At 60.0% G+C, this 19,790-nt stretch carries 16 protein-coding genes; 11 read left to right on the forward strand and 5 right to left on the reverse strand.

Annotated features, from left to right (window positions below; translation table 11 throughout):
- Window positions 1-13 precede the first annotated feature (13 nt).
- On the forward strand, window positions 14-5,152 hold the full coding sequence (locus MRY17_RS14600; RefSeq protein ID WP_243352372.1) for a dermonecrotic toxin domain-containing protein: 5,139 nt from the start codon (window positions 14-16) through the stop codon (window positions 5,150-5,152).
- 20 nt (window positions 5,153-5,172) lie between these two features.
- Here MRY17_RS14600 and MRY17_RS14605 read toward each other — a convergent pair whose 3' ends face one another.
- Window positions 5,173-5,442: a PepSY domain-containing protein gene (locus MRY17_RS14605; RefSeq protein WP_191951826.1), complete on the reverse strand. Its 270-nt coding sequence runs from the start codon at window positions 5,440-5,442 to the stop codon at window positions 5,173-5,175.
- A gap of 148 nt (window positions 5,443-5,590) precedes the next feature.
- On the opposite strand from MRY17_RS14605, the gene MRY17_RS14610 reads away from it, so the two are divergent.
- From MRY17_RS14610 to MRY17_RS14640, 7 genes are all read left to right on the forward strand, one after another.
- A complete protein-coding gene (locus MRY17_RS14610; protein ID WP_243352373.1) occupies window positions 5,591-6,586 on the forward strand; it encodes a FecR family protein in 996 nt (331 codons plus the stop codon).
- Window positions 6,587-6,886: 300 nt separating this feature from the next.
- Complete coding sequence (locus MRY17_RS14615) at window positions 6,887-7,336, forward strand: hypothetical protein (protein WP_191951828.1); 450 nt, start codon at window positions 6,887-6,889, stop codon at window positions 7,334-7,336.
- A complete protein-coding gene (locus MRY17_RS14620; protein WP_243353945.1) occupies window positions 7,336-7,887 on the forward strand; it encodes an adhesin in 552 nt (183 codons plus the stop codon). The genes MRY17_RS14615 and MRY17_RS14620 overlap by 1 nt, the downstream gene beginning before the upstream one ends.
- Before the next feature lie 69 nt (window positions 7,888-7,956).
- Entirely contained in the window at window positions 7,957-8,694 is a 738-nt protein-coding gene (locus MRY17_RS14625) for a hypothetical protein (RefSeq protein WP_243352374.1), read from the forward strand.
- Window positions 8,695-8,754: 60 nt separating this feature from the next.
- Window positions 8,755-9,435: a C39 family peptidase gene (locus MRY17_RS14630; protein ID WP_181283608.1), complete on the forward strand. Its 681-nt coding sequence runs from the start codon at window positions 8,755-8,757 to the stop codon at window positions 9,433-9,435.
- Between the two features lie 37 nt (window positions 9,436-9,472).
- Window positions 9,473-10,216 (forward strand): hypothetical protein, encoded by a 744-nt coding sequence (locus MRY17_RS14635; protein ID WP_181283609.1) that lies wholly within the window; start codon window positions 9,473-9,475, stop codon window positions 10,214-10,216.
- Window positions 10,217-10,265: 49 nt separating this feature from the next.
- Window positions 10,266-11,567 carry a hypothetical protein gene (locus MRY17_RS14640; protein WP_181283610.1) on the forward strand — a complete coding sequence of 434 codons (1,302 nt, stop codon included), beginning with the start codon at window positions 10,266-10,268 and terminating at the stop codon, window positions 11,565-11,567.
- Between the two features lie 587 nt (window positions 11,568-12,154).
- Here MRY17_RS14640 and MRY17_RS14645 read toward each other — a convergent pair.
- Window positions 12,155-13,480, reverse strand: a complete 1,326-nt coding sequence (locus tag MRY17_RS14645; RefSeq protein ID WP_181285269.1) for a sigma-54 dependent transcriptional regulator — start codon at window positions 13,478-13,480, stop codon at window positions 12,155-12,157.
- A 328-nt stretch (window positions 13,481-13,808) separates the two neighbouring features.
- Here MRY17_RS14645 and MRY17_RS14650 point away from each other — a divergent pair, with 328 nt between their 5' ends.
- Window positions 13,809-14,069 (forward strand): hypothetical protein, encoded by a 261-nt coding sequence (locus tag MRY17_RS14650; protein WP_181285270.1) that lies wholly within the window; start codon window positions 13,809-13,811, stop codon window positions 14,067-14,069.
- Window positions 14,070-14,121: 52 nt separating this feature from the next.
- Here MRY17_RS14650 and MRY17_RS14655 read toward each other — a convergent pair whose 3' ends face one another.
- From MRY17_RS14655 to gnd, 3 genes are read right to left on the reverse strand one after another with little or no spacing between them, the layout of a single operon-like run.
- Window positions 14,122-14,946 carry an HAD family hydrolase gene (locus MRY17_RS14655; protein WP_191956499.1) on the reverse strand — a complete coding sequence of 275 codons (825 nt, stop codon included), beginning with the start codon at window positions 14,944-14,946 and terminating at the stop codon, window positions 14,122-14,124.
- The gene (gene zwf / locus MRY17_RS14660; protein ID WP_191951832.1) at window positions 14,943-16,466 is read right to left on the reverse strand and encodes a glucose-6-phosphate dehydrogenase; all 1,524 of its coding nucleotides are present in this window, start codon (window positions 16,464-16,466) and stop codon (window positions 14,943-14,945) included. Before zwf ends, MRY17_RS14655 begins: the two co-directional genes overlap by 4 nt.
- Window positions 16,463-17,446, reverse strand: a complete 984-nt coding sequence (gene gnd / locus MRY17_RS14665) for a phosphogluconate dehydrogenase (NAD(+)-dependent, decarboxylating) (protein ID WP_181285273.1) — start codon at window positions 17,444-17,446, stop codon at window positions 16,463-16,465. The genes zwf and gnd overlap by 4 nt, the downstream gene beginning before the upstream one ends.
- Before the next feature lie 259 nt (window positions 17,447-17,705).
- On the opposite strand from gnd, the gene MRY17_RS14670 reads away from it, so the two are divergent.
- On the forward strand, window positions 17,706-17,882 hold the full coding sequence (locus MRY17_RS14670) for a DUF6026 family protein (RefSeq protein WP_274597942.1): 177 nt from the start codon (window positions 17,706-17,708) through the stop codon (window positions 17,880-17,882).
- A gap of 154 nt (window positions 17,883-18,036) precedes the next feature.
- A complete protein-coding gene (locus tag MRY17_RS14675; protein WP_181285275.1) occupies window positions 18,037-19,779 on the forward strand; it encodes a phosphoethanolamine transferase CptA in 1,743 nt (580 codons plus the stop codon).
- The last annotated feature ends 11 nt before the right edge of the window (window positions 19,780-19,790 follow it).

Below are 19,790 nucleotides of genomic sequence, written 5' to 3' on the forward strand. Positions count from 1 at the left end.
CTGGAAACAGGCGATGACCCGTGTTACCCCGCCGTATTTTTTTGACGAATTCCTGCTGCCCGTCAATCGCTCGGTATTGAGCGAACGCGAACGCGCCCTGGGGCTTACCGTCAAGGACCTGGAATGGCTGCACGGCGTGTATTACGCCAGTGACGCCAGCCGCCAGGACACGCGCCTGCAGACCCATCCGATGCGCGTCGAAGAGCTGTTGATCAATAGACCGGGGCAGACTGCGATTGCGCTCGCCGGCGCGTTTGCGATGAGCCCCAGCCCGGACGGTGACAAAGCCCTGCTGTATACACCCTATGGCGGTATCCAGGTGTTTGACAGCCATGCCGCGCTGCTCGCCGAGGTCAGCCAGGCGCTTGCAGACTCGGTGCAGCGCGTGGCGTTGCTCGGCTTTCTGTCGATTGCGCAGCGCGACAGCCTGCCGGCGGGAAGCGTCCTGACACTGACGACCTCGCTGATCCCGGGGGCGGTCATGGAAGCCCAGCAACAAGCCCTGCAGGCCTGCCAAAAGGCCAACGTGCAGTCAGTGCTTGAACACTTGCAGAAGACCCCCACCCTGTCCGACATGCTCGACACACTTCTCGGAATCATGGCGCGTCCTTACTTCCCTGGCCTGGATCAACGGGAAACGCGGGTAAACTGTTTTATCAAGCGCCCGACGGATACCGACCGACGCTGGATCGACTCCCTGACGCTACGTGAGGCGTTCCTGCAGTTTTATGTGAAACATGCCTGGCCTCTGGGGCAAACCCGCGAATTCATCAACCCCCGGCATGTCACCACCTACTTCAACCAGACGCAGTTCCAGCAAGACAGCGAGCAATGGGAAATGCTTGTCGAGCAGACCTCCGGCACGCTGTCCAAACTGCTCGACAGTCTGCTGCAGACCTACTGGAACGAAGACATCGACAATGGAACCTCGCGCCTGGCGCTGTTTGCGCAAGTGCTGGCCGACAAGTTCCGTCTCGATGTGCTGCTCAAACGCCAGAGCGGCATCCTCAGCGCCGATGAAAGCCACATGCTCCAGGCTCTGCTGCTCAGCGACCAGGATGCGCGCAACGCCTACGCTGGCGAGCTGAGCGTGGAAAAAGTGCGCGTCTATGCGCCCTACCAGCACTACGTGGAACTGGCCAGTACGCTGATGCTGCATGAAAGCCATGCCTACCTTTACACCCAGTCCCGTGGTCTGCAGGTGCTCCAGGACCTGGATGACCTCAAAGACACGCTATTGACCATGCTCACGGCGGCCGGACACGAAGACGAACTGCTCAATTTCCTGTCCCTGGACGAGCGCGACACCTTTATCGGCCTGGACCAGATAAACATTGCCGCACGCCCCGTCAGCGGCCATGTGTTCACCGGCATGATCGAAGACATCATCACCAAGCAGATCAGCAACATGAACCATGCCCTGGGCCTGTATCGCAGCAGCGCCGGCCAGCTGGACCTGGAAGCATTGCTCGATTACGCCCTGGACATCCGCACCATGCTCGACAGTCGCCTGGCGGATCTGGACACCGATGGGCGCTGGACGATACACCCCGTCAGCAGTGGCAATGGCCGCCCCTCCACCGTACAGGCCGAGCGCGCCAAGCTGCACCAGCAGCGCCTGCAAGCTGCCGAGGACGGGTTGAACATCGAACGCTTGAAACACCCGACATTGCGCAGCATGGTCGCCCTGGCCCTGGACACGGAACTGCAGACGCGACAACTGGACCTCAAGGCCGATGACGTCTTTATCAACACTTACCCCTCCAGTGCCCAGCAGCGCGAAGAGCGACCGCCCGTATCGTCCCTGAGCATGGTTGAACATTTCATCGAGCGCCTGGGCTCGGAGAGCGAGCCGCTTCCTGTGTCTTCCAGGACGGGGTTTTACGAGAAACGCAGCCAGGGTGTCGCCCTGAAGCTCAATAACATGACCCTCAAGACTTTCAACAACCTGATCGAACGGGTGTTGACGTTATTTGCCGACCACGAGCTGCGTGACCTGCCGCGCCTGTTTCTGCACAACACCCGCGATAAACACGCGCACTCGATGCTGCTGGGCTTGCGCAGCGAGGCTGACCTGCGATTGCTGGGCAAGACCCTGCCGACCGGCAGCCATGCCATTCTCGATGCGGTCCTGCGCACCGACAGCCTGGCGCGCCTGACCCGTCATGGGATCAATGGGTTTCTCCCGGATGCCTATGCACTGGCATTGCACCAGGGCACGTCCGATGCGTTGCTGCCGCTGGCCAATCTGTTCGTACTGACCGAGCGAGGCGGCCTCGACCCCAGGAATTCGGGCCAGGCGATCCTGTGGTCACCCCGGCGTGGTCATGAGGTCTTTCCTTCGGTTACAGCCCTGCGCGACGCACTTACCCAGCGCCTGGCACACCCGGTCAAACGGCTGACACTGCTGGAAAACCTGCGATTATCCCAGCGCGAGCCCCATCAAGTGTATCGCCTGGCCGCCCTTCTGCGCATTGACGATAACCTGCTGGACGATCGCCTGAAGGCCTACGGCGACAATGTGATGGACGCGGTGGACCAATTGCTGACCATGGACTTGCCCGCGCGCGCAGCGCAGGACCGCCTGGATGCAATCCTGGAGATGCCTGCCCCCACCAATCTGGGACGGGCCAAGGCGCTGGCCGAAGCAATGATCACCCAACAACTGCTGCCCGTGTGGCTGGCAATGGCGCCCGCCAAAGAGCAGATTTACCATGCAGAACTGCTTGAGCAATACCGCAACAGTGCTCCGGAAGAGGAGGATTACCTGCATGGCATTCCAACCATTCGCGAGCACACCTTTTCCGCCTTGCTGAAGCTGCTCCAGGCTCGCTTCCCCAAGCACACCATCAGCCCCGACGACGTACTGATTCCCGTGCACCAGGCCCTCGATCTCCACACCTGCAGCCTGACCGATTTTGCCTTGCGCCACTGGCCGGACCTGAACAGTCAGATTATCCGCCCGCGCTCGCGCACCGCCATGGCGCTGCCCAACACTCTGGATGCCAGCGCCGTGATCCAGATGGTCCGGCAGCTGGACTTGAAATCGGTCTACCAGAAGCGCTTGCAAACCGAGCTGGACACCCGCACAGAGGCTGCACGCCAACGTCGGCGCCGGTTCTGCCGGCAATTGCCATGGCAGGTATTGCACTACGCCCACGAGCAACATCTGCAAGAACGTCTGTCAACCGAGGCGCTGGGCTTGGTCCAGCAGGTATTCGACATGCCTGACACCCTGGCACGTGCGGCGCTGGCAGGCGCATCGACGCTGATACGGCCCCTGGAGTTGGTGGCGACCGCGGGCGCCGCTGCCGCCAAGGTGCTGGGCATGTACCTGATCAGCGGCGAAAATAAAAATACCGGTCCGGTGGTGTTATATGCGCCTTACAGTGAACACCATGTGCTCAAGCAGTACGACAGCGAGCAAGCGCTGCTGGATGAAGTGGAAAGACCGGGAGAACTGCAGGAATGGGTCATCCAGCACTTGGAGGATCCGCACCAGGATGTTTACCGCCACTTGCTCAAAAGCAACCGTTATCGCACCTCGGATATCGGCCTTGCCTCATCCGCGGTAACCGGCAATCTGCTGCATTTTCTGTTCAGCGAGAACACGCTGATCCTGCTCAAAATGCTCGCCTGCCAGTTCGAAAGAGGCTCAAAGCTGCTCTGGGATAACGCAGTCAGCCTGTTCGGCAAGGGCATTCCGACGGCCGTGCACTTCATGGCGGGAAAACTCGCCTATCCGCTGGTGGTATGGCGCAGCTACACGCTGGTCAAGCGCTCAATGGAAGCACTGCAACTGCATCAGTGGAAAGCCGCGATGAAGGATTTCATCCTGGCCGTGGTGCAAATGGCCGCGTTGTACAGCGAGCTCGACGGCAGCGAAACCCCGCCCCCCGGTGACGCTGAAGTCGTCGACCTGCCGCAGGGCAAACTGCCCACAGCCATTATCCCCGGACTGCACGACGTCACCGCGATCTCGCGGACACGATTGCAGCGTTTGGAGGACTACGACATTGCCCTGAAGGACCTGGAGCTGGACACCTCTACCCACGTCTACAAGGCTAAGGCCAGCGCCAAAGACTATGTACCGCTGGCAGGCAAGGTATATCCGGTGAAGAAAACCAGGGATCACTGGCGCCTGGAGAACAACGATCAGCAGGGCCCCTATGTGGGGCGCAATTCAGATGGCCAATGGGTGTTGGACCTGAGCCTGCACAAGCCCCGCTTCGGCCAGGCCTGGACGCGTCACAAAACGCAACGGGCCCAACGGCGCGAGATCAATATTCAAGCGCAGGGCATAAAGGCGATTGCCGCATTATCGAGCTGGAAAGCCCAAGCTGTGGACGAAGCGTTGAATGTGGCGACTTACTACGCCGTCAACTGCAAGCGCAACATCCAGCATTTCGCAGAGCTGCTCACACCTGATAGCCGAGTCGGCCTGTTTTTATGCGACCTGTTCGGCACTATCAACCTGACTTCGGAGCAGGTAAAGAAAATTGAAAACCTCATCGACGGGATACTGGATGAGTTAAGCGACCCCACTTTGATCAGCCCTGACTCAATGCGTCTTGTCAGCGGTGAAAGCATGAAGGACCCCACGAATGACTATGCGATGGTCCTTGTCGATGACAGTGAGCGCAGAGTGTTTTTGTTCGAACGTTTCTTCGATCCGGACCTGGCGGAATACGCCAACATTTTGAATGCACCCTTCGACATGTTTGCTCACGCCAGGGCTTGCACGCTGATTCATGAGCTGACGCATTTGAGACTCGAGACCGAAGACATCGCCTACCTGCGCAGCATGGAACCGTTCCGCGACCTGATCGATATAGCTAAGCCGGGTGCTCAGGCGGTGAAGACACGCCAGGACGATTTGCAGACCACCGCACTCTCCACCCTGACGCCGGCCAGTATGTTGTTCAAGACATGGGATGACATATCCAACACTTGGGAGGATTACGGCGTCTTGACCACTACCCACTACCTCAAGCGCAAAGTCCTGAAGATAACGGGGGCCAAGACCCTGACCGAGGCCCGGCAGATCTTCATGAGCAATATCGACAAACGCATCGAGGTCATTCTGTCCAACGCCGACTCAGTCACTTACCTGATTACGCACCTGGGGCGCATGCTTGATGTGGGGGCCTGAGCAGGCCCCCAGCGGGCGGATCAGTCTTTCTGATCACGCAGGATATTGCCCGAAGCGCCGTCGATACGAGCTTCGTAGACGGTGCCATCGGATTTGCGGCCCTTGACTTCCCAATAGCCGTTGTCGTCCGCTTCAGCGGCGTAGACTTCGACATAGCCCGCTTTGGTCTTCGCCACTTCAATGGCTTTTTCAATGGTGATCCAGCCCGCGCCCGGCTTGTCTGCCAGGGCAGCGCCGGCACTCAGCAAGGCGGTAGTGGCACACAGGGCAGCTAAGGTTTTCTTCAACATGTTGGTACTCCATAGTTGACGACAGGTTATTTCCTGAATTTTTAGGCGCACTCAAACAAGAATAAGTTCCAATTGATGTGCAATCGCCATGATGCTGTTCTCGCCGCGTGCCTCAGAAGGTTAGAATGCGGGAAATCAGGATGAGTCAATGAGCGAACAGTCCCTTTCAGAAGCCGAGTACGACGCCATTACCGACGCCGCCGCGCATTGGTGCATGCGCCTGCATGCCGAGGATTGCTCGGCCGCTGAGCGCCAGGCGTTTGAAAAATGGCACGACGCTCATCCGCTGCATGCGTTCGAATACGCGGCGATGCTGGAAGTCTGGGACGTGGCCGATCATCTGCCGCGCGACACGCCGGCACCGGTCGGGTTGCCGTACAAGCCGCGCAAGCGCTGGCGCACTTACGCGGTCGCCGCCGCCATCTGCCTGGGTGCCTTGCCACTGGCCGCCTTTACCGGTTGGGAAGCCGGCTGGTTACCCAGCGCCTATAAACACTACGAAGCGACCAATGGCTTGCGCAAGGTTACCCTGGGCGATGGCAGCCAGGTGGAATTGAATCTGGGTACCGAGCTGGTCTACAGCAATTACAAGGACCGGCGTCAGGTCAGCCTGAAAAAGGGTGAAGCGTTTTTCAAGGTCACCCATGACAGCGATCACCCCTTTATCGTGCAGGCTGGCGAGGGGCAGGTACGAGTGACGGGTACCCAGTTCAATGTCTGGACCTATGCCGACCAGGTGCGGGTAATGTTGCTTGAAGGCTCGGTGCAGATCGCCAGCGACTCGGTGCATGGCAGCGTGCCGCTGACCCCGGGGATGCAGGCCAGTTACCAACGGGGCGACGCCACCCCGCGCGTGGCGGCCATCAAACCCGATGACACGGCCCTGGCATGGCGCACGGGCAAACTGGTGCTCGATAACCTGGCCTTGGCCGATGCGCTGCCGCTGATCAACCGATACCTGGACAAACCCGCGATGCTGGCGGACGCGGGCACCGGGAGCATCCGCATTGGCGGTATTTACAATCTCAGTGAAGTCAACAACCTCATCCCCTCCCTGCCCAAGGTACTGCCGGTCTACCTGACCCAGAATCAGGACGGCAACCCGGTACTCAACGCCATTCCGCGTAAAACGCCCAAGGGCTGAGCCTGCGCCTGCCGCGTTATCTGTCCACTTTTGAAACACTCAACGGTCTTGAATCGCCCAGCGGGGACGGATTCATCGTTTTGTCATGGACACTGTTCCATCGCTGATACAACGGGCGCGAGCGTCAGGGCATACCGCAGCGGGCAACAACTGTGTCACGGTTGAAACACCGCCGTCGGCGAATTCGTCGGCGAAAACCGCAACCTCATGAATCCACGGAAAAAATCAAAACCGGCACGCGTTCTGCTCTGTCCCTGACAACGCTGTTTAGGGTCAGCATGAATAACAAGGACTGCCGCCGTGAACACATTCACTCATGCCTGGATAAACGCACTACTGATCAGTTGCGTGCTCAGTGCCGGCGCCAGCCTGCCGAGCCAGGCGGGTGACGGCGTGATCGTGACGGGGCGCGCCGTGCAAGGGCATATGTACGGGCGCACCTCGCTCCCGGACCCCTACCCCAACACGGCCAACGCCAACCCCAGCAAAGAAGTGATCAGTGCCATGTCCGGCGAACTCAGCGACCTGGACATCGGCGGCATCAGCAGCGGATCGACCCTGGCGCGCTCCGTGCAGCCCAGCGCCAATCTGTCGGGCCTGGGTGCCACGCAAACCGGCATGTCGACCCTGGGCAGTGGCGCTGCCGCCGGCCACGGCGCCGGCAGTGCAATGGGCGGGCAGATCAGTGATTCGATCCAGCGCGGCATGGCCCCGTTGAACAACATCGGCAGCATGCTGGGGGGCAAATGATGGAGCGCCTCCTGTTGATGTTCGCCCTGCTGGGCAGCGCGGCGAGTATGGCCGACAACACCGCCGTGATCGATGGCAGCGGCAGACAGTACGAGGGTGTTGTGTCGATCAACCAGGCAGCCGGCAACCGGCAACAACTGTCCAACAGCCGCTCCATTGTCCTGGGTGGCCAGGCCACCACCGTCAATATCCAGAAGCTCCACGGCAACGTCGACCCGTCCTTGAACGCCAAGGCAGCGATCCTGGGCACCTCCTTTACCAACGGCAACGGCGTGCTGGGCATCAACCAGTCGGCCGGGGCCAATAACCAATCGATCAATGCGGTGCGGATCAGCCTCAATCCTGGCCCGCAAAGCATCGATGACAGCGTCCTGTTGCAACAGAACACGACGACGCTGGCAACCGACTCAGGGTCCACCTCCACCACTGGCAGCCGCCAGGTCGTCACCAGCGACCAGGCCTTCACCGGCAGCCGAGGAGTGATTCAGGTGAACCAGAGTGCCGGGGTGGGGAACCGAGTGGCTAACACCCTGGGCATCACTATCAAGTAACTGCTTGATAGGCGTTCGTTAGACCGTACCAACACTTAACCCAACTAATTAGAAGCAAGGAGAAACACCATGAAACCTCAAATGGCGCTCAAACCATTGGTTTTCGCTCTCGCCGCGCTCATGGCTGCCGCAGCTCAAGCGGGTGGTGGCTGGCATCCAGCCCCTCAACCCACCGGTACCGTCGCCGCCGTCGTCACTGATGTGCAAAAAAGCGAACACAACAAATTCGACGACAGCAACACCGAAAACAACGCCTCGGCCGACAATTCGGTCACCGGCAACAGCGGTAACGTGGGCGTCAACGTACAGTCGGGCTCGGGCAACCAGGCGGATAACGCGGGCGCCATCTCCAGTGCCAAAGGCGACTTTGCCAGCGTGTTCGCCGTGATCGATGTGAATCAAGCCAGCACCAATAACAACCTCATCAACAAAGGCACGCAAAACAACGCCTCCCTGGACAGCTCGGTCAACGGCAACTCCGGCAACGTGGGTTACAACGGCCAGGCCGGCCAAGGCAACCAAGGTAAAAACAACCTGGCAATCACCACCGCTGACGGCAAGAACATCGCTGCGGCCTCCAATACCGAGCAGAGCTCGCTCAACAACAGCTATCTCAATACCGCCGTCAGCAGCCATGGCTACGGCAAGCCTCAATACGTATCCAACAACTCAAGCCTCGACAACTCGGTTAACCGCAACTCCGGCAACGTGGGTGTAAACCTGCAATCGGGCGCGGGCAACCAGGGCAGCAACAGCCTGTCGATCGGTCAAGGTTGCAGCGTCTGCTCCAGCGGCGTGCGTTTCTGATCCAACGGGGCCTTGGCAACAAGGCCCTTTTTATTCCAGTGTCCAACAGGTCAGTCGATCATGCGCTTCGCGACCCTCACCCTCCTGATGTTGCTCACTGGCCCCACTTTGGCGGGCACCATGGCGATCTCCGCCATGCCCGGCAGTGCGGTGATTTTCAAGAAGGTCGAGAGCATCCGTGAACGCCGGTTCGCCAACCTGGTGGAACAGAAAACCGATTTCAGCTGTGGCGCTGCGGCGCTCGCCACCATCCTGCGCCAGGCCTATTGGCTGGACGTCGACGAAGACCACCTCATCAAGGGCATGCTGGTCAATGCCGACCAGGACCTGGTGCGTACCCAGGGCTTTTCCATGCTGGACATGAAGCGCTACCTCGAAAGCATCGGCATGCGCGCCCGGGGCTACAGGATCGCCCCGGACACCCTGGTCACCGTGAAAATCCCGGTGGTGGTGCTGCTGGAAATCCGTGGCTACAAGCACTTTGTAGTGATGCAGCGGGCCGACAAGGACTGGGTGTATGTCGGCGACCCGGTGCTGGGCCACAAGCGCTATTCGCGGGATGATTTCGTCAGGGGCTGGAATGGCATCGTCTTCGCCGTATTGGGTGAAGGCTACGACAAGGCCAACGTGCTGCTCGACCCGCCTGCACCGCTGACCGCCAGGAACCAGTTGAACGAGTTCCGACCCGTAGGCGACGCCGAGCTGATGGATTTCGGTTTCATCCAGAGCGACTTTTTTTAGAAGCGCAATAAGGGGCAGGACGCTCCAGGAGCAAAAGATGAACACGTCCCGTTGGCTGACGGTTGTGTGTCTGGCAGCCTCGATGCCCGTTTATGCGTCGTCGGGTTTCAAACCGATCGAACTCAAGGACTCGGAAATGGCTGAGCTGCGCGGCCGCTACGTGATGCCGGGGCGAATCATCAGCTTCGGCATTGTCATGAGCAGCACCTGGACCAATGCGGTCGGCGACAGCATTACCGGCAAGGCCAGCATGCAGTTGGACAAGACCACCATCACCCCACAGTTCTATGTGCAAACCTCCGGTGCTGCGGGTTCCGGAACGCCCACGGCCGGCAGCGGTAATGTGATCGGCGGAGCCGGCCTGACCAGCGGCCAGGGCGTGACTCAAAGCGTGCGCACCGCCGGTGATGGCAACACCGCCTACAACAACGTCGGGATCAACGTCACCCAGGACGGTTTTGCCCCTGCCAATGCCGTGCAGTCCGGGCAGGTATTGGTGGCCGGCGGCACGGTCACCGGCGAGAGCAAGGCCGGTCATGTCAGCGTGTCGGCCAACAACGGCAGCCTGCAAATGGCGATCCAGGCCAACCACAACCAGGGCAACAGCCTGCAGCAGATCGGCGGCGGGAATGTGCTGCAAGGCACGGTCCTGACAGGCGATGCCAACTTCGTCAGCAACATGACCCAACTCAACGTCGTAATGAACGTGAACGGTTTGAACAACGGCGCATTGAACTGCAACCTGGACCCACTCAAAGGCCTGCGCACGCTCGGTTATTGAACCACGCTGACCCTCGACACTTACGCATTGAAACAGGACGGCTTATTTCATGCATCGATCGTTATCGCTCCGCGCGGTGATCTGTTTAAGTACGCTCTTGCCCGCATCCATGTTGTATGCCGCGCAGGATGCCGATATCGAATCCCTCAAGCGGGAACTCCTGGAACTCAAGCAACGCTATGACGTGCAGCAAAAGGCCCTGGCCGTGCTGGAACAGCGTGTACGCCAGGTAGAAGATCAACCGGCCACGCCGGAACCCAGGCGCCTGGCCAAATCCCCCGCCGACTTCAGGAAAGGTGCTACGGCCGTCGCAGGTACGGGTGCGGCAGCGGCGTCAGGTGGTGCGGGAGGCGGCGGCAGTTCCTACGGCCAGGCGCTCAAGGATGACTCGGCCCCGGCACAAAGCGTCAGTAACCTCTACAACGAAGCCAGCGGCTTTTTCGGCAATGGCAAGCTCAGTGTCGAAACCGGCATCACCTATGCCCGTTACGACGCCCGCCAGTTGACCCTCAACGGGTTCCTGGCGCTGGACTCGATCTTCCTCGGCAACATCAACCTGGACCGGATCAAATCCGACAGTTGGACCCTGGACCTGACCGGCCGCTACAACGTCGATAACCGCTGGCAGTTCGACCTCAACGTGCCGGTGGTCTACCGCGAGTCGACCTATCAGTCCGGCGGCGCCGGCAACGATGCCACGGCCACATCCGAAGCTTCGGTGACCCGCGACCCCACCATCGGCGACGTCAACTTCGGCGTGGCCTACAAGTTCCTCGATGAAACCCCTACCCTGCCGGATGCCGTGGTGTCGGTACGGGTGAAGGCGCCTACGGGTAAAGAGCCGTTTGGCATCAAATTGGTCAGGCAACCCAACAACGACAACCTCTACCTGCCGGAAAACCTGCCGACGGGCAACGGCGTGTGGTCGGTCACACCGGGCATTTCCCTGGTCAAGACCTTCGACCCTGCAGTGCTGTTCGGTTCTCTGTCGTACACCCACAACTTCGAAGACTCGTTCGACGACATCAGCAGTGAGGTCAACCAGAAGGTGGGGGGCAAGGTGCGCCTGGGCGACAGCTTCCAGTTCGGTGTCGGCGTAGCGTTCGCGCTCAACGAGAGGATGAGCATGTCGTTCTCGGTGTCCGACCTGGTGCAGCGCAAAAGCAAGCTCAAGCCGGACGGCGGCGACTGGCAGTCGGTGGTCTCCAGTGATGCGAATGCAGGCTACTTCAACGTCGGCATGACGATTGCCGCGTCGGACAACCTGACCATCGTGCCGAACCTGGCGATCGGGATGACCGATGATGCGCCGGACTTTACGTTCAGCCTGAAATTCCCGTACTACTTTTGATCGAGAGGTAAACACTTTTTAAATGTGGGAGGGGGCGGTGCGACGATTCGACTTGCCCCCGATGGCGGCCTCAGGGCCGACCAGGATGTTGTGCCGATCCTGGTCCAAATGTGGGAGGGGGCTTGCCCCCGATGGCGGCCTTAGGGCCGACCAGAATGTTGGATCAGATCGAGTACATATCCGTTTCTGCGGTAACGCCGACTGGCGGTTCCGCTTTTACAGCGGCTCACTTTTGAAAAGCGCAAAAGTAAGCAAAACGCTCTTGCCCCACCACTCGGCACCTCGCTTGAGCTCGGTGTGCCCTCTCTCCGGCTTGAATCCGTGGGCCGCCGCAATGGGCCATCCATGGCCCAGTGCGGCTAACCCGGCGTCCTGCCGGGTTGCCCACGGATTCAAGCCTGCGTTCGGCCAGCGTGGTTTAACGGGGCGCCTAAGATCAAAAGCAGATCAAGATCAAGAGCGGCTCGCTTCGCATCGTGGTTACCGGCTACAGCGGTGTGTGGCCTATGCCCCGATGCGTAGAGTCAGTCAATGCATCAGCGACTGACACATCGCTATCGGGGGCAAGCCCCCTCCCACAGAGGTCCCTAGCGGATCTGGTGTTTGTGCAGCAACCGGTAAAATGTCGGCCGGGAAACGCCCAGCATCCGGGCCGCGACGCTCAGGTTGTCGCTGTGCCGGTCGAGCACATCGCACAACGCCTGACGCTCGGCGCGGTGCTTGTAATCTTCCAGTGTCGCCATCGGTGGCGAAGCGGTCTGCGCGCCTTGCAACCCCAGGTCAACCGCTTCGATCTGGCGTCCTTCGGCCAGTACCAGGCCACGGCGCACGCGGTTGGCCAACTCACGCACATTGCCCGGCCACAGGTGTTGCCCCATCGCCACCAAGGCCGCTTCGCTGAAGCTGCGCGGGCGGCGACCGGTTTCCTGGCTATAGAAGCGCGAAAAGTGATTGGCCAGCATCGCCACGTCGCCATGGCGCTCACGCAGGGGCGCGGTGACGACTTGCAGCACGTTCAGCCGGTAATACAGGTCCTCGCGAAAGGTGCCCTTCTCGACCGCGGCCTCCAGGTCAACGTGGGTGGCGGCCAGCACTCGCACATCCACCGGAATGGGCTGGCTGCCGCCGACACGCTCGATCTGTTTCTCCTGGAGAAACCGCAACAGGTTGGCTTGCAGCTCCATCGGCAGATCGCCGATCTCATCAAGAAACAGCGTGCCACCGTGGGCGGCCTCGATGCGTCCGACCTTGCGCTGATGTGCACCGGTGAAAGCGCCCTTTTCATGACCGAAGAGTTCCGACTGGATCAGCTGTTCAGGAATCGCCCCACAGTTGATCGCCACAAACGGCTTGGCGTGTCGCTGGGATTGCCGGTGCAGCGTCTTGGCCACCAATTCCTTGCCGGTGCCGCTGTCTCCACGAATCAGTACCGGCGATTCAGTGGGCGCCAACTTCGACAACAATTTGCGCAGCTCGCGGATGGGGCGGCTATCGCCCAGCAACTCATGCTCAGGCCCACCCACCGGGGTATGCCCCCTGCCGCGCAGACGCGCCATGCCAAAGGCGCGCCCGAGGGTGACCTGCACCCGCGACACGTCGAACGGCAAGGTGTGGAAGTCAAAGAACCATTCGCAGACGAAATCCCCGACGTTCTGCAGACGCAGTACATCCTGGCTGAGTACGGCGATCCACTCGGTGCCGCTGCGGCCAATCAGTTCCTTGACCGCTTCGGGACGTTCCAGATGACAAGGCTGCAACCGCAGCAGGCCCACATCGCAGGAACGCTCGCCCACGGCTTGCAGGGCACAGCTGTCGACTTCCCAACCGACCGTGCGCAAGCCGGGCAGTAACCCGTGGCAATCCTCGCAGGGGTCGACGACCAAGAGGCGGCGTTGTGCAGGCGTCACAAGCATGACTATTCCTTGGCGTCAGTTTTATTTAATAGAAACAATAGTTTATAGCGACCTAATGGAAACATATCAAAATATTGACGCCGCGCTTGTACCCTTTCGCTATAACCGCGAGCAAAAAGCCATCAACTCGTAAAAAGTTGCTCGTTTGCCAAACGTTAGTTCCGCTTTCAAAACAGCCGCTTACATGACGCCCGTCAGGGAAAGTTAAAAATTATCGCTCTAGCATGTGACCCGTACCCCACCATCGTGCATCAATACAAGTAACCCACCGCGCGGTCAGCCCAACCGCCGATATTCACTTGAATGGGCATAGAGAGAGACGACACACATGAACGCTCCGCTGCGCATCAACGAAGCTCTTTTGATTGCAGACCGTGCTTTCCAGCCCTTCCAATGCGTGGCCTGGCACGATGGTCATGGCGCCCTCAGCCTGAGCGTCATCGACCGCACCAACACCCGCATCGGCAGCAAACAGCTGTCATCGAACACCTATACCGACCCGGCGCAATTGGAAGACTTGCTGTTGCAGGCGCGTGCCGAGCTCGACAAAGATGGCTATCAGTTGCAGAAATGGGCGATGCCCAAGTAAGTGAGGGGGAACTTCCGAGCACTGCACTAGAGTGATCGGAAGTTGCACTTACTTATCGTGCGCCGAGTATAAATCGCTCGAACGCTTCGGCAGCACCGTCCTCGACATTGCTGCCGGTGACCACGCTGGCCTGACGCTTGACGGTGTCTTCCGCCTGGCCCATGGCGATCGATAACCCGGCTACATGGAACATCGCCGGGTCGTTGCCGCCGTCACCAATGGCCGCCGTTTGCGCAAGCTCCACCCCGAGGTGCGCCGCAAGAGTCTTCAAGGCCTCGCCTTTATTGGCCAGCATCGCCGTCACATCCAGATAAACCGGTTGCGAACGTGAGACCTGGGCCAGGCCCTGCACCTTGGGATGTAACCGCGCTTCCAGCTCCACCAGCAACTGGGTGTTATTGCTCGCGGCGACGATCTTGTCGACCCGGTCCAGGTAAGGCTCGAAACTCTCCACGACCACCGGCCCATACCCCAGGCCTTCCGCTTCGCGCTGCGCCATCGGCCCTGGCGGGTCACGGCGCAGCCAGTCGCCGTCGGCGAACACCCAGACTTCCACATCGGGTTCGGCCGAAAACAGCGCCAGCGTCACCAATGCCGCTTCCGCCGGCAGATGGTGGGCCACCAGGATGCTGCCATCCGGGTTGATCAACGTACCACCGTTAAAGCCCGCCACCGGCACGTCGATCCCGAACGTCTCGATCAAGTGCATCATGGCCTTGGGCGGGCGCCCGCTGGCCAGGCTGAAAAGCACACCTGCCTCACGCAACGCGCGAACCGCATCGGCCGTGCGCTGGCTGAGGCTGTGATCCGGATGCAGCAAGGTACCGTCCACGTCACTGAGGATAAAACGGATGGGATGAATCGCTGCATCACTCATCCGAGGCTGTGCCAGGCGCGGCCATCACGGGCCAGCAATGCGTCCGCCGCCGCCGGGCCATCTTCGCCGGCCTTGTAGGCCTGGATACCGTCGTCTTCCTTCCACGCATCCAGGAACGGCTGTACCGCACGCCAACCGTTCTCGATGTTGTCGGCACGCTGGAACAGGGTCTGATCGCCGGTCATGCAGTCGTAGATCAAGGTTTCGTACCCGGTCGACGGCTGCATCTCGAAGAAGTCCTTGTAGTCGAACCCCAACTCGATATTGGCCATCTCCAGGGTCGGCCCGGGCTTTTTGGCCAGTAGGTCGAACCACATGCCTTCGTTCGGCTGGATCTGGATCTTCAGGTAGGTGGGCTTGAGCTCATCGACGTCGGTATCGCGAAATTGCGCGTACGGCGCCTGCTTGAAGCAGATCACAATCTCGGTGTCGCGGATGCTCATGCGCTTGCCGGTGCGCAAGTAGAACGGCACGCCGACCCAGCGCCAGTTGTCGATCATCACCTTGAGCGCGACAAAGGTCTCGGTGCTGCTGTCCGGCGCGACATTGGCTTCTTCGCGGTAGCCCGGCAGTTGCTTGCCGGCGATTTCACCGGCGGTGTACTGGCCGCGCACGGAGTTGGCCCGCGCATCTTCCAGGGACCACGGGCGAATGGCACCGACCACCTTGGCCTTCTCACCGCGCACCGCGTCGGCGCCGAAGGCTGCCGGAGGCTCCATGGCGACCATGGCCAGCAACTGGAACAGGTGGTTGGGCACCATATCCCGCAGCGTGCCGGTTTTTTCGAAGAAATTGCCCCGGGTCTCCACCCCGACGGTTTCCGCAGCGGTGATCTGCACATGGTCGATGTAATGATTGTTCCAGAACGCTTCGAACAGCACGTTGGAGAAACGGCTGATCAGGATGTTCTGCACCGTTTCCTTGCCCAGGTAGTGGTCGATGCGATAGATCTGCTTTTCGCTCATCACCTTGAGCAGGCACGCATTCAAGGCTTCGGCAGTGGCCAAGTCGGAGCCAAAGGGCTTTTCGATGACTACGCGACGAAAACCTTCCTCAGTTTCGTTCAACAAGCCGGCGCTGCCCAGGCGTTGCACCACGTCACTGAAGAAGCGCGGCGCAGTCGCGAGGTAGAACACCGCGTTGGCGGTGCCGCTGTCGGCAATTTTCTGCGCGATATCGGCGTAGGTGCTGTCGTCGAGAAAGTCGCCCTCGACGTAGCTGATGCCCTTGGCCAACTGGGCCCACAACTGCGGGTCCAGGGCATTGTCGGCATTACCCCGCACCTTGCCGGCAGCCTCGGTGCGAATGAAGTCCTCCAGTTTCTTGGCAAAGTCCGCGTCGCTGATGGCGTTGTGATCAACGCCGACGATACGCAGGCCGTCGCCAAGCAGCCCGTCGCGACTCAGGTTGTACAGCGCCGGCATCAGCAGGCGCTTGACCAGGTCGCCATGGGCGCCAAACAGAAACAGCGTGGTCGGTGGAGCGGGTTCGGCCTTGGGTTTCTTGCCGTTGGCGGTCATTTTTTGGAAGTCTCCACGTGGCCGCCAAAGCCGAAGCGCATGGCAGACAGCATTTTGTCACCGTAGGTGCTCTGCTGGCGCGAACGGAAACGTGCGAACAACGACGTCGACAGTACCGGCACCGGCACCGCTTGCTCCATGGCCGCTTCGATGGTCCAACGACCTTCGCCGCTGTCGGCCACGGAACCGGAATAGCCGTCCAGCTTCGGATCGGTCGCCAGGGCATCGGCGGTCAGGTCCAGCAGCCACGACGACACCACGCTGCCACGGCGCCAGACTTCGGCAATGTCCGCCACGTTCAGGTCAAAGCGTTGGTCTTCGGGCAGGTTCTCCGAATTCTTGGTCTTGAGGATGTCAAAACCTTCGGCAAACGCCTGCATCATGCCGTATTCAATGCCGTTGTGGATCATCTTGACGAAGTGACCGGAGCCCGCCGGGCCGGCATGGATGTAACCCTGCTCGGCACGTGGGTCGGCGGCGGGCGAACGGTCCTTGGTGCGTGGAATGCTGCCGATGCCGGGCGCCAGGCTCTTGAAGATGGGATCAAGGCGCTGCACGGTTTCCACATCGCCGCCGATCATCATGCAGTAGCCGCGTTCCAGCCCCCACACGCCGCCGGAAGTGCCGACGTCGACGTAGTGCAGGCCTTTTTCCGCCAGGGCCTTGCCGCGACGCACGTCGTCCTTGTAATTGGTGTTGCCGCCATCGATGATCACGTCACCGCTTTCCAGCAGCCCACTCAATTCATTGATGGTGTCTTCGGTGGGCGCGCCCGCCGGCAACATCACCCACACGGCGCGAGGCTTTTGCAGGCCGGCCACCAGGGCCTTCAAGTCGGCGACGCCGGTGGCGCCCTCTTCGCTCAGGCCTTTGACAAAGGCTTCGTTACGGTCATATACAACGGTGGTATGCCCATTGAGCATCAGGCGCCGCGCAATGTTACCGCCCATGCGGCCTAGTCCGATAATCCCCAGTTGCATGTGCTGATGCTCCTAACTGCTAAAAAATGTGTGACATAGTTTATAGCGCAATGAGGCTAATGAGGGTTAGTCCAGAGCGGATCCGTGTAGTTTCATGGCAAAAAAGTTGCCATCGTTTCACCATCACGGCGGCAAAAGTCACACGACCACCAAAAATAAAAAAGTTCCCTTGCCGTGAAAAAGAATTCAAACTTGCCACGACTGCTGCCGCTCACCTTTTTCGGCGGCGCGATCTACCCGGCTATTTGCGAGGCAAGCAATGAGCACAGCACAGATGACCCGACCGCCACAGACCCTCTACGTCAGCATCCGCCGCGATGAATTGCGCCAGTTGAAGGACGAGCGCGATCAGTTGCAACAGGAAGTCCTGCGCCTGCGTTCACACCTCCAGGCCCACTTGGAACTGCCGTCCGGCGCCAAACCCGCACTCTGCTGAACGCCTTTGGTGAGTTTGTAAGGCAATACTTACGGAAAACTCACAAAGTTTTCACACGCCTGTCCCGATACTCCCGCCCGCGATGCCGCTCACGTTCTGAGCGGCCCGATGTCGCGCGCCTGTGCGCGACGATCATTTTCTGATGGGGCGCTGGATGGCGATGTTCAAACGCAGCACGACGACTGCGAAAGGCTTTGATTGGGCCGGCCTTGGCTGGTTATTCCTGTTTTTCTGGTATTTCTCGGGTATTACCCAACTGCTTATCCAACTGACCGGCACGTCCGGCTTCAGTGGTTTCCGCCAGGCATTCTTCATGAGTGCGCTGTGGCTGGCGCCGATGCTGCTGTTCCCCCGGCAAACCCGGGTGCTTGCCGCCGTGATCGGCGTGGTGCTGTGGGCCTGTTCCATGGCCAGTCTGGGTTACTTCTTTATTTACCAGCAGGAATTTTCCCAGAGCGTCATCTTCATCATGTTCGAGTCGAACATTTCTGAAGCGGGCGAATACGCCACCCAGTACTTTGCCTGGTGGATCGTGCTGGCGTTCCTTGCCCACACGGCCTTCGCGGTGTTCCTGTGGACACGCCTGCGCCCGGTGTACTTGCCGCGCGGCCAGTCGATCGTCGCGGCCATCGCCATCGTATTGGCGATTGTCGGCTACCCGCTGGTCAAGCAGATCGCCACCAGTGACACGATGGAACAGGCCATTGACCGCTTCGAAACCCGGATAGAACCGGCCGTGCCCTGGCAGATGATTGTCGCCTACCGCCGCTACACCGAACAGCTGGACAACATGCAAGGCATGCTGACCAGTGCCAGCCAGATCCCGCCCTTGAAAAACCTCAAGGACAGCATGGCCGGCCAGCCGTCCACCCTGGTGCTGGTGATCGGCGAGTCCACCAACCGCCAGCGCATGAGCCTCTATGGCTACCCGCGCAATACCACGCCGGAACTGGACAAGCTGCGCGACCAACTGGCGGTGTTCGACAATGTCATCACCCCGCGCCCCTACACCATCGAAGCGCTGCAGCAGGTGCTGACCTTCGCCGACGAAGAAAACCCGGACCTGTACCTCAAGACACCGTCGATCGTCAGCGTGATGAAACAGGCCGGCTACAAGACGTTCTGGATCACCAACCAGCAGACCATGACCAAGCGCAACACCATGCTCACGACCTTTTCCGAACAGGCCGACGAGCAGGTGTACCTGAACAACAACCGCAACCAGAACGCCCGCCAATACGACGGCGACGTACTGGCGCCGTTTTCCAAGGCCCTGGCCGATACCGCCGAACGCAAGTTCATCGTGGTGCACTTGCTGGGCACGCACATGAGCTACCAGTACCGCTATCCGCAGACATTCGACAAGTTCACCGATCGCCAGGGTGTGCCGCCGGGCGTCAGCGACGCCCAGTTGCCGACCTATAACAGCTACGACAACGCGGTGCTGTACAACGACTTCGTGGTGTCGAGCCTGATCAAGGACTACGCCAAGACCGATCCCAACGGCTTCCTGCTGTACCTGTCGGACCACGGCGAAGACGTGTTCGACTCGGCCGGCCACGACACCCTGGGCCGCAACGAAGGCAAGCCGACCGCGCCGATGTACACCATTCCCTTCATGGCCTACGCCTCACCCAAGTGGCGCGAAAGCCACGACTGGAGCTTCGCCGGCGACCTGCAGCGGCCTTACAGCAGCTCGCAGTTGATCCACACCTGGGCGGACCTGGCCGGTTTGAGTTTCGATGAACTGGACCACAGCAAAAGCCTGGTCAGCGACAGCTTCAAGCCGCGCCCCTTGCTGATCGGCAACCCCTACGAGACCAAGCAGAAAGCCTTGATCGATTTCAGTTTGATCAAACCGAAAAAGGCCGACAGCACCGACGTGGTGGTCAAGTAACCGAGAGGCTT

This window comes from Pseudomonas orientalis, assembly GCF_022807995.1.
Lineage (GTDB): Bacteria > Pseudomonadota > Gammaproteobacteria > Pseudomonadales > Pseudomonadaceae > Aquipseudomonas > Aquipseudomonas orientalis_B.

Bases quoted from the DNA above. Each gene is read 5' to 3' on its own strand.
- MRY17_RS14675 (WP_181285275.1), top strand. From the start codon at position 18,037: ATGGCGATGTTCAAACGCAGCACGACGACTGCGAAAGGCTTTGATTGG.
- MRY17_RS14610 (WP_243352373.1), top strand. From the start codon at position 5,591: ATGAGCGAACAGTCCCTTTCAGAAGCCGAGTACGACGCCATTACCGAC.
- MRY17_RS14650 (WP_181285270.1), top strand. From the start codon at position 13,809: ATGAACGCTCCGCTGCGCATCAACGAAGCTCTTTTGATTGCAGACCGT.
- MRY17_RS14670 (WP_274597942.1), top strand. From the start codon at position 17,706: ATGAGCACAGCACAGATGACCCGACCGCCACAGACCCTCTACGTCAGC.
- MRY17_RS14605 (WP_191951826.1), bottom strand. From the start codon at position 5,442: ATGTTGAAGAAAACCTTAGCTGCCCTGTGTGCCACTACCGCCTTGCTG.
- MRY17_RS14600 (WP_243352372.1), top strand. From the start codon at position 14: ATGACCCGTGTTACCCCGCCGTATTTTTTTGACGAATTCCTGCTGCCC.
- MRY17_RS14640 (WP_181283610.1), top strand. From the start codon at position 10,266: ATGCATCGATCGTTATCGCTCCGCGCGGTGATCTGTTTAAGTACGCTC.
- gnd (WP_181285273.1), bottom strand. From the start codon at position 17,446: ATGCAACTGGGGATTATCGGACTAGGCCGCATGGGCGGTAACATTGCG.
- MRY17_RS14630 (WP_181283608.1), top strand. From the start codon at position 8,755: ATGCGCTTCGCGACCCTCACCCTCCTGATGTTGCTCACTGGCCCCACT.
- MRY17_RS14620 (WP_243353945.1), top strand. From the start codon at position 7,336: ATGGAGCGCCTCCTGTTGATGTTCGCCCTGCTGGGCAGCGCGGCGAGT.
- MRY17_RS14655 (WP_191956499.1), bottom strand. From the start codon at position 14,946: ATGAGTGATGCAGCGATTCATCCCATCCGTTTTATCCTCAGTGACGTG.
- MRY17_RS14635 (WP_181283609.1), top strand. From the start codon at position 9,473: ATGAACACGTCCCGTTGGCTGACGGTTGTGTGTCTGGCAGCCTCGATG.
- MRY17_RS14625 (WP_243352374.1), top strand. From the start codon at position 7,957: ATGAAACCTCAAATGGCGCTCAAACCATTGGTTTTCGCTCTCGCCGCG.
- zwf (WP_191951832.1), bottom strand. From the start codon at position 16,466: ATGACCGCCAACGGCAAGAAACCCAAGGCCGAACCCGCTCCACCGACC.
- MRY17_RS14645 (WP_181285269.1), bottom strand. From the start codon at position 13,480: ATGCTTGTGACGCCTGCACAACGCCGCCTCTTGGTCGTCGACCCCTGC.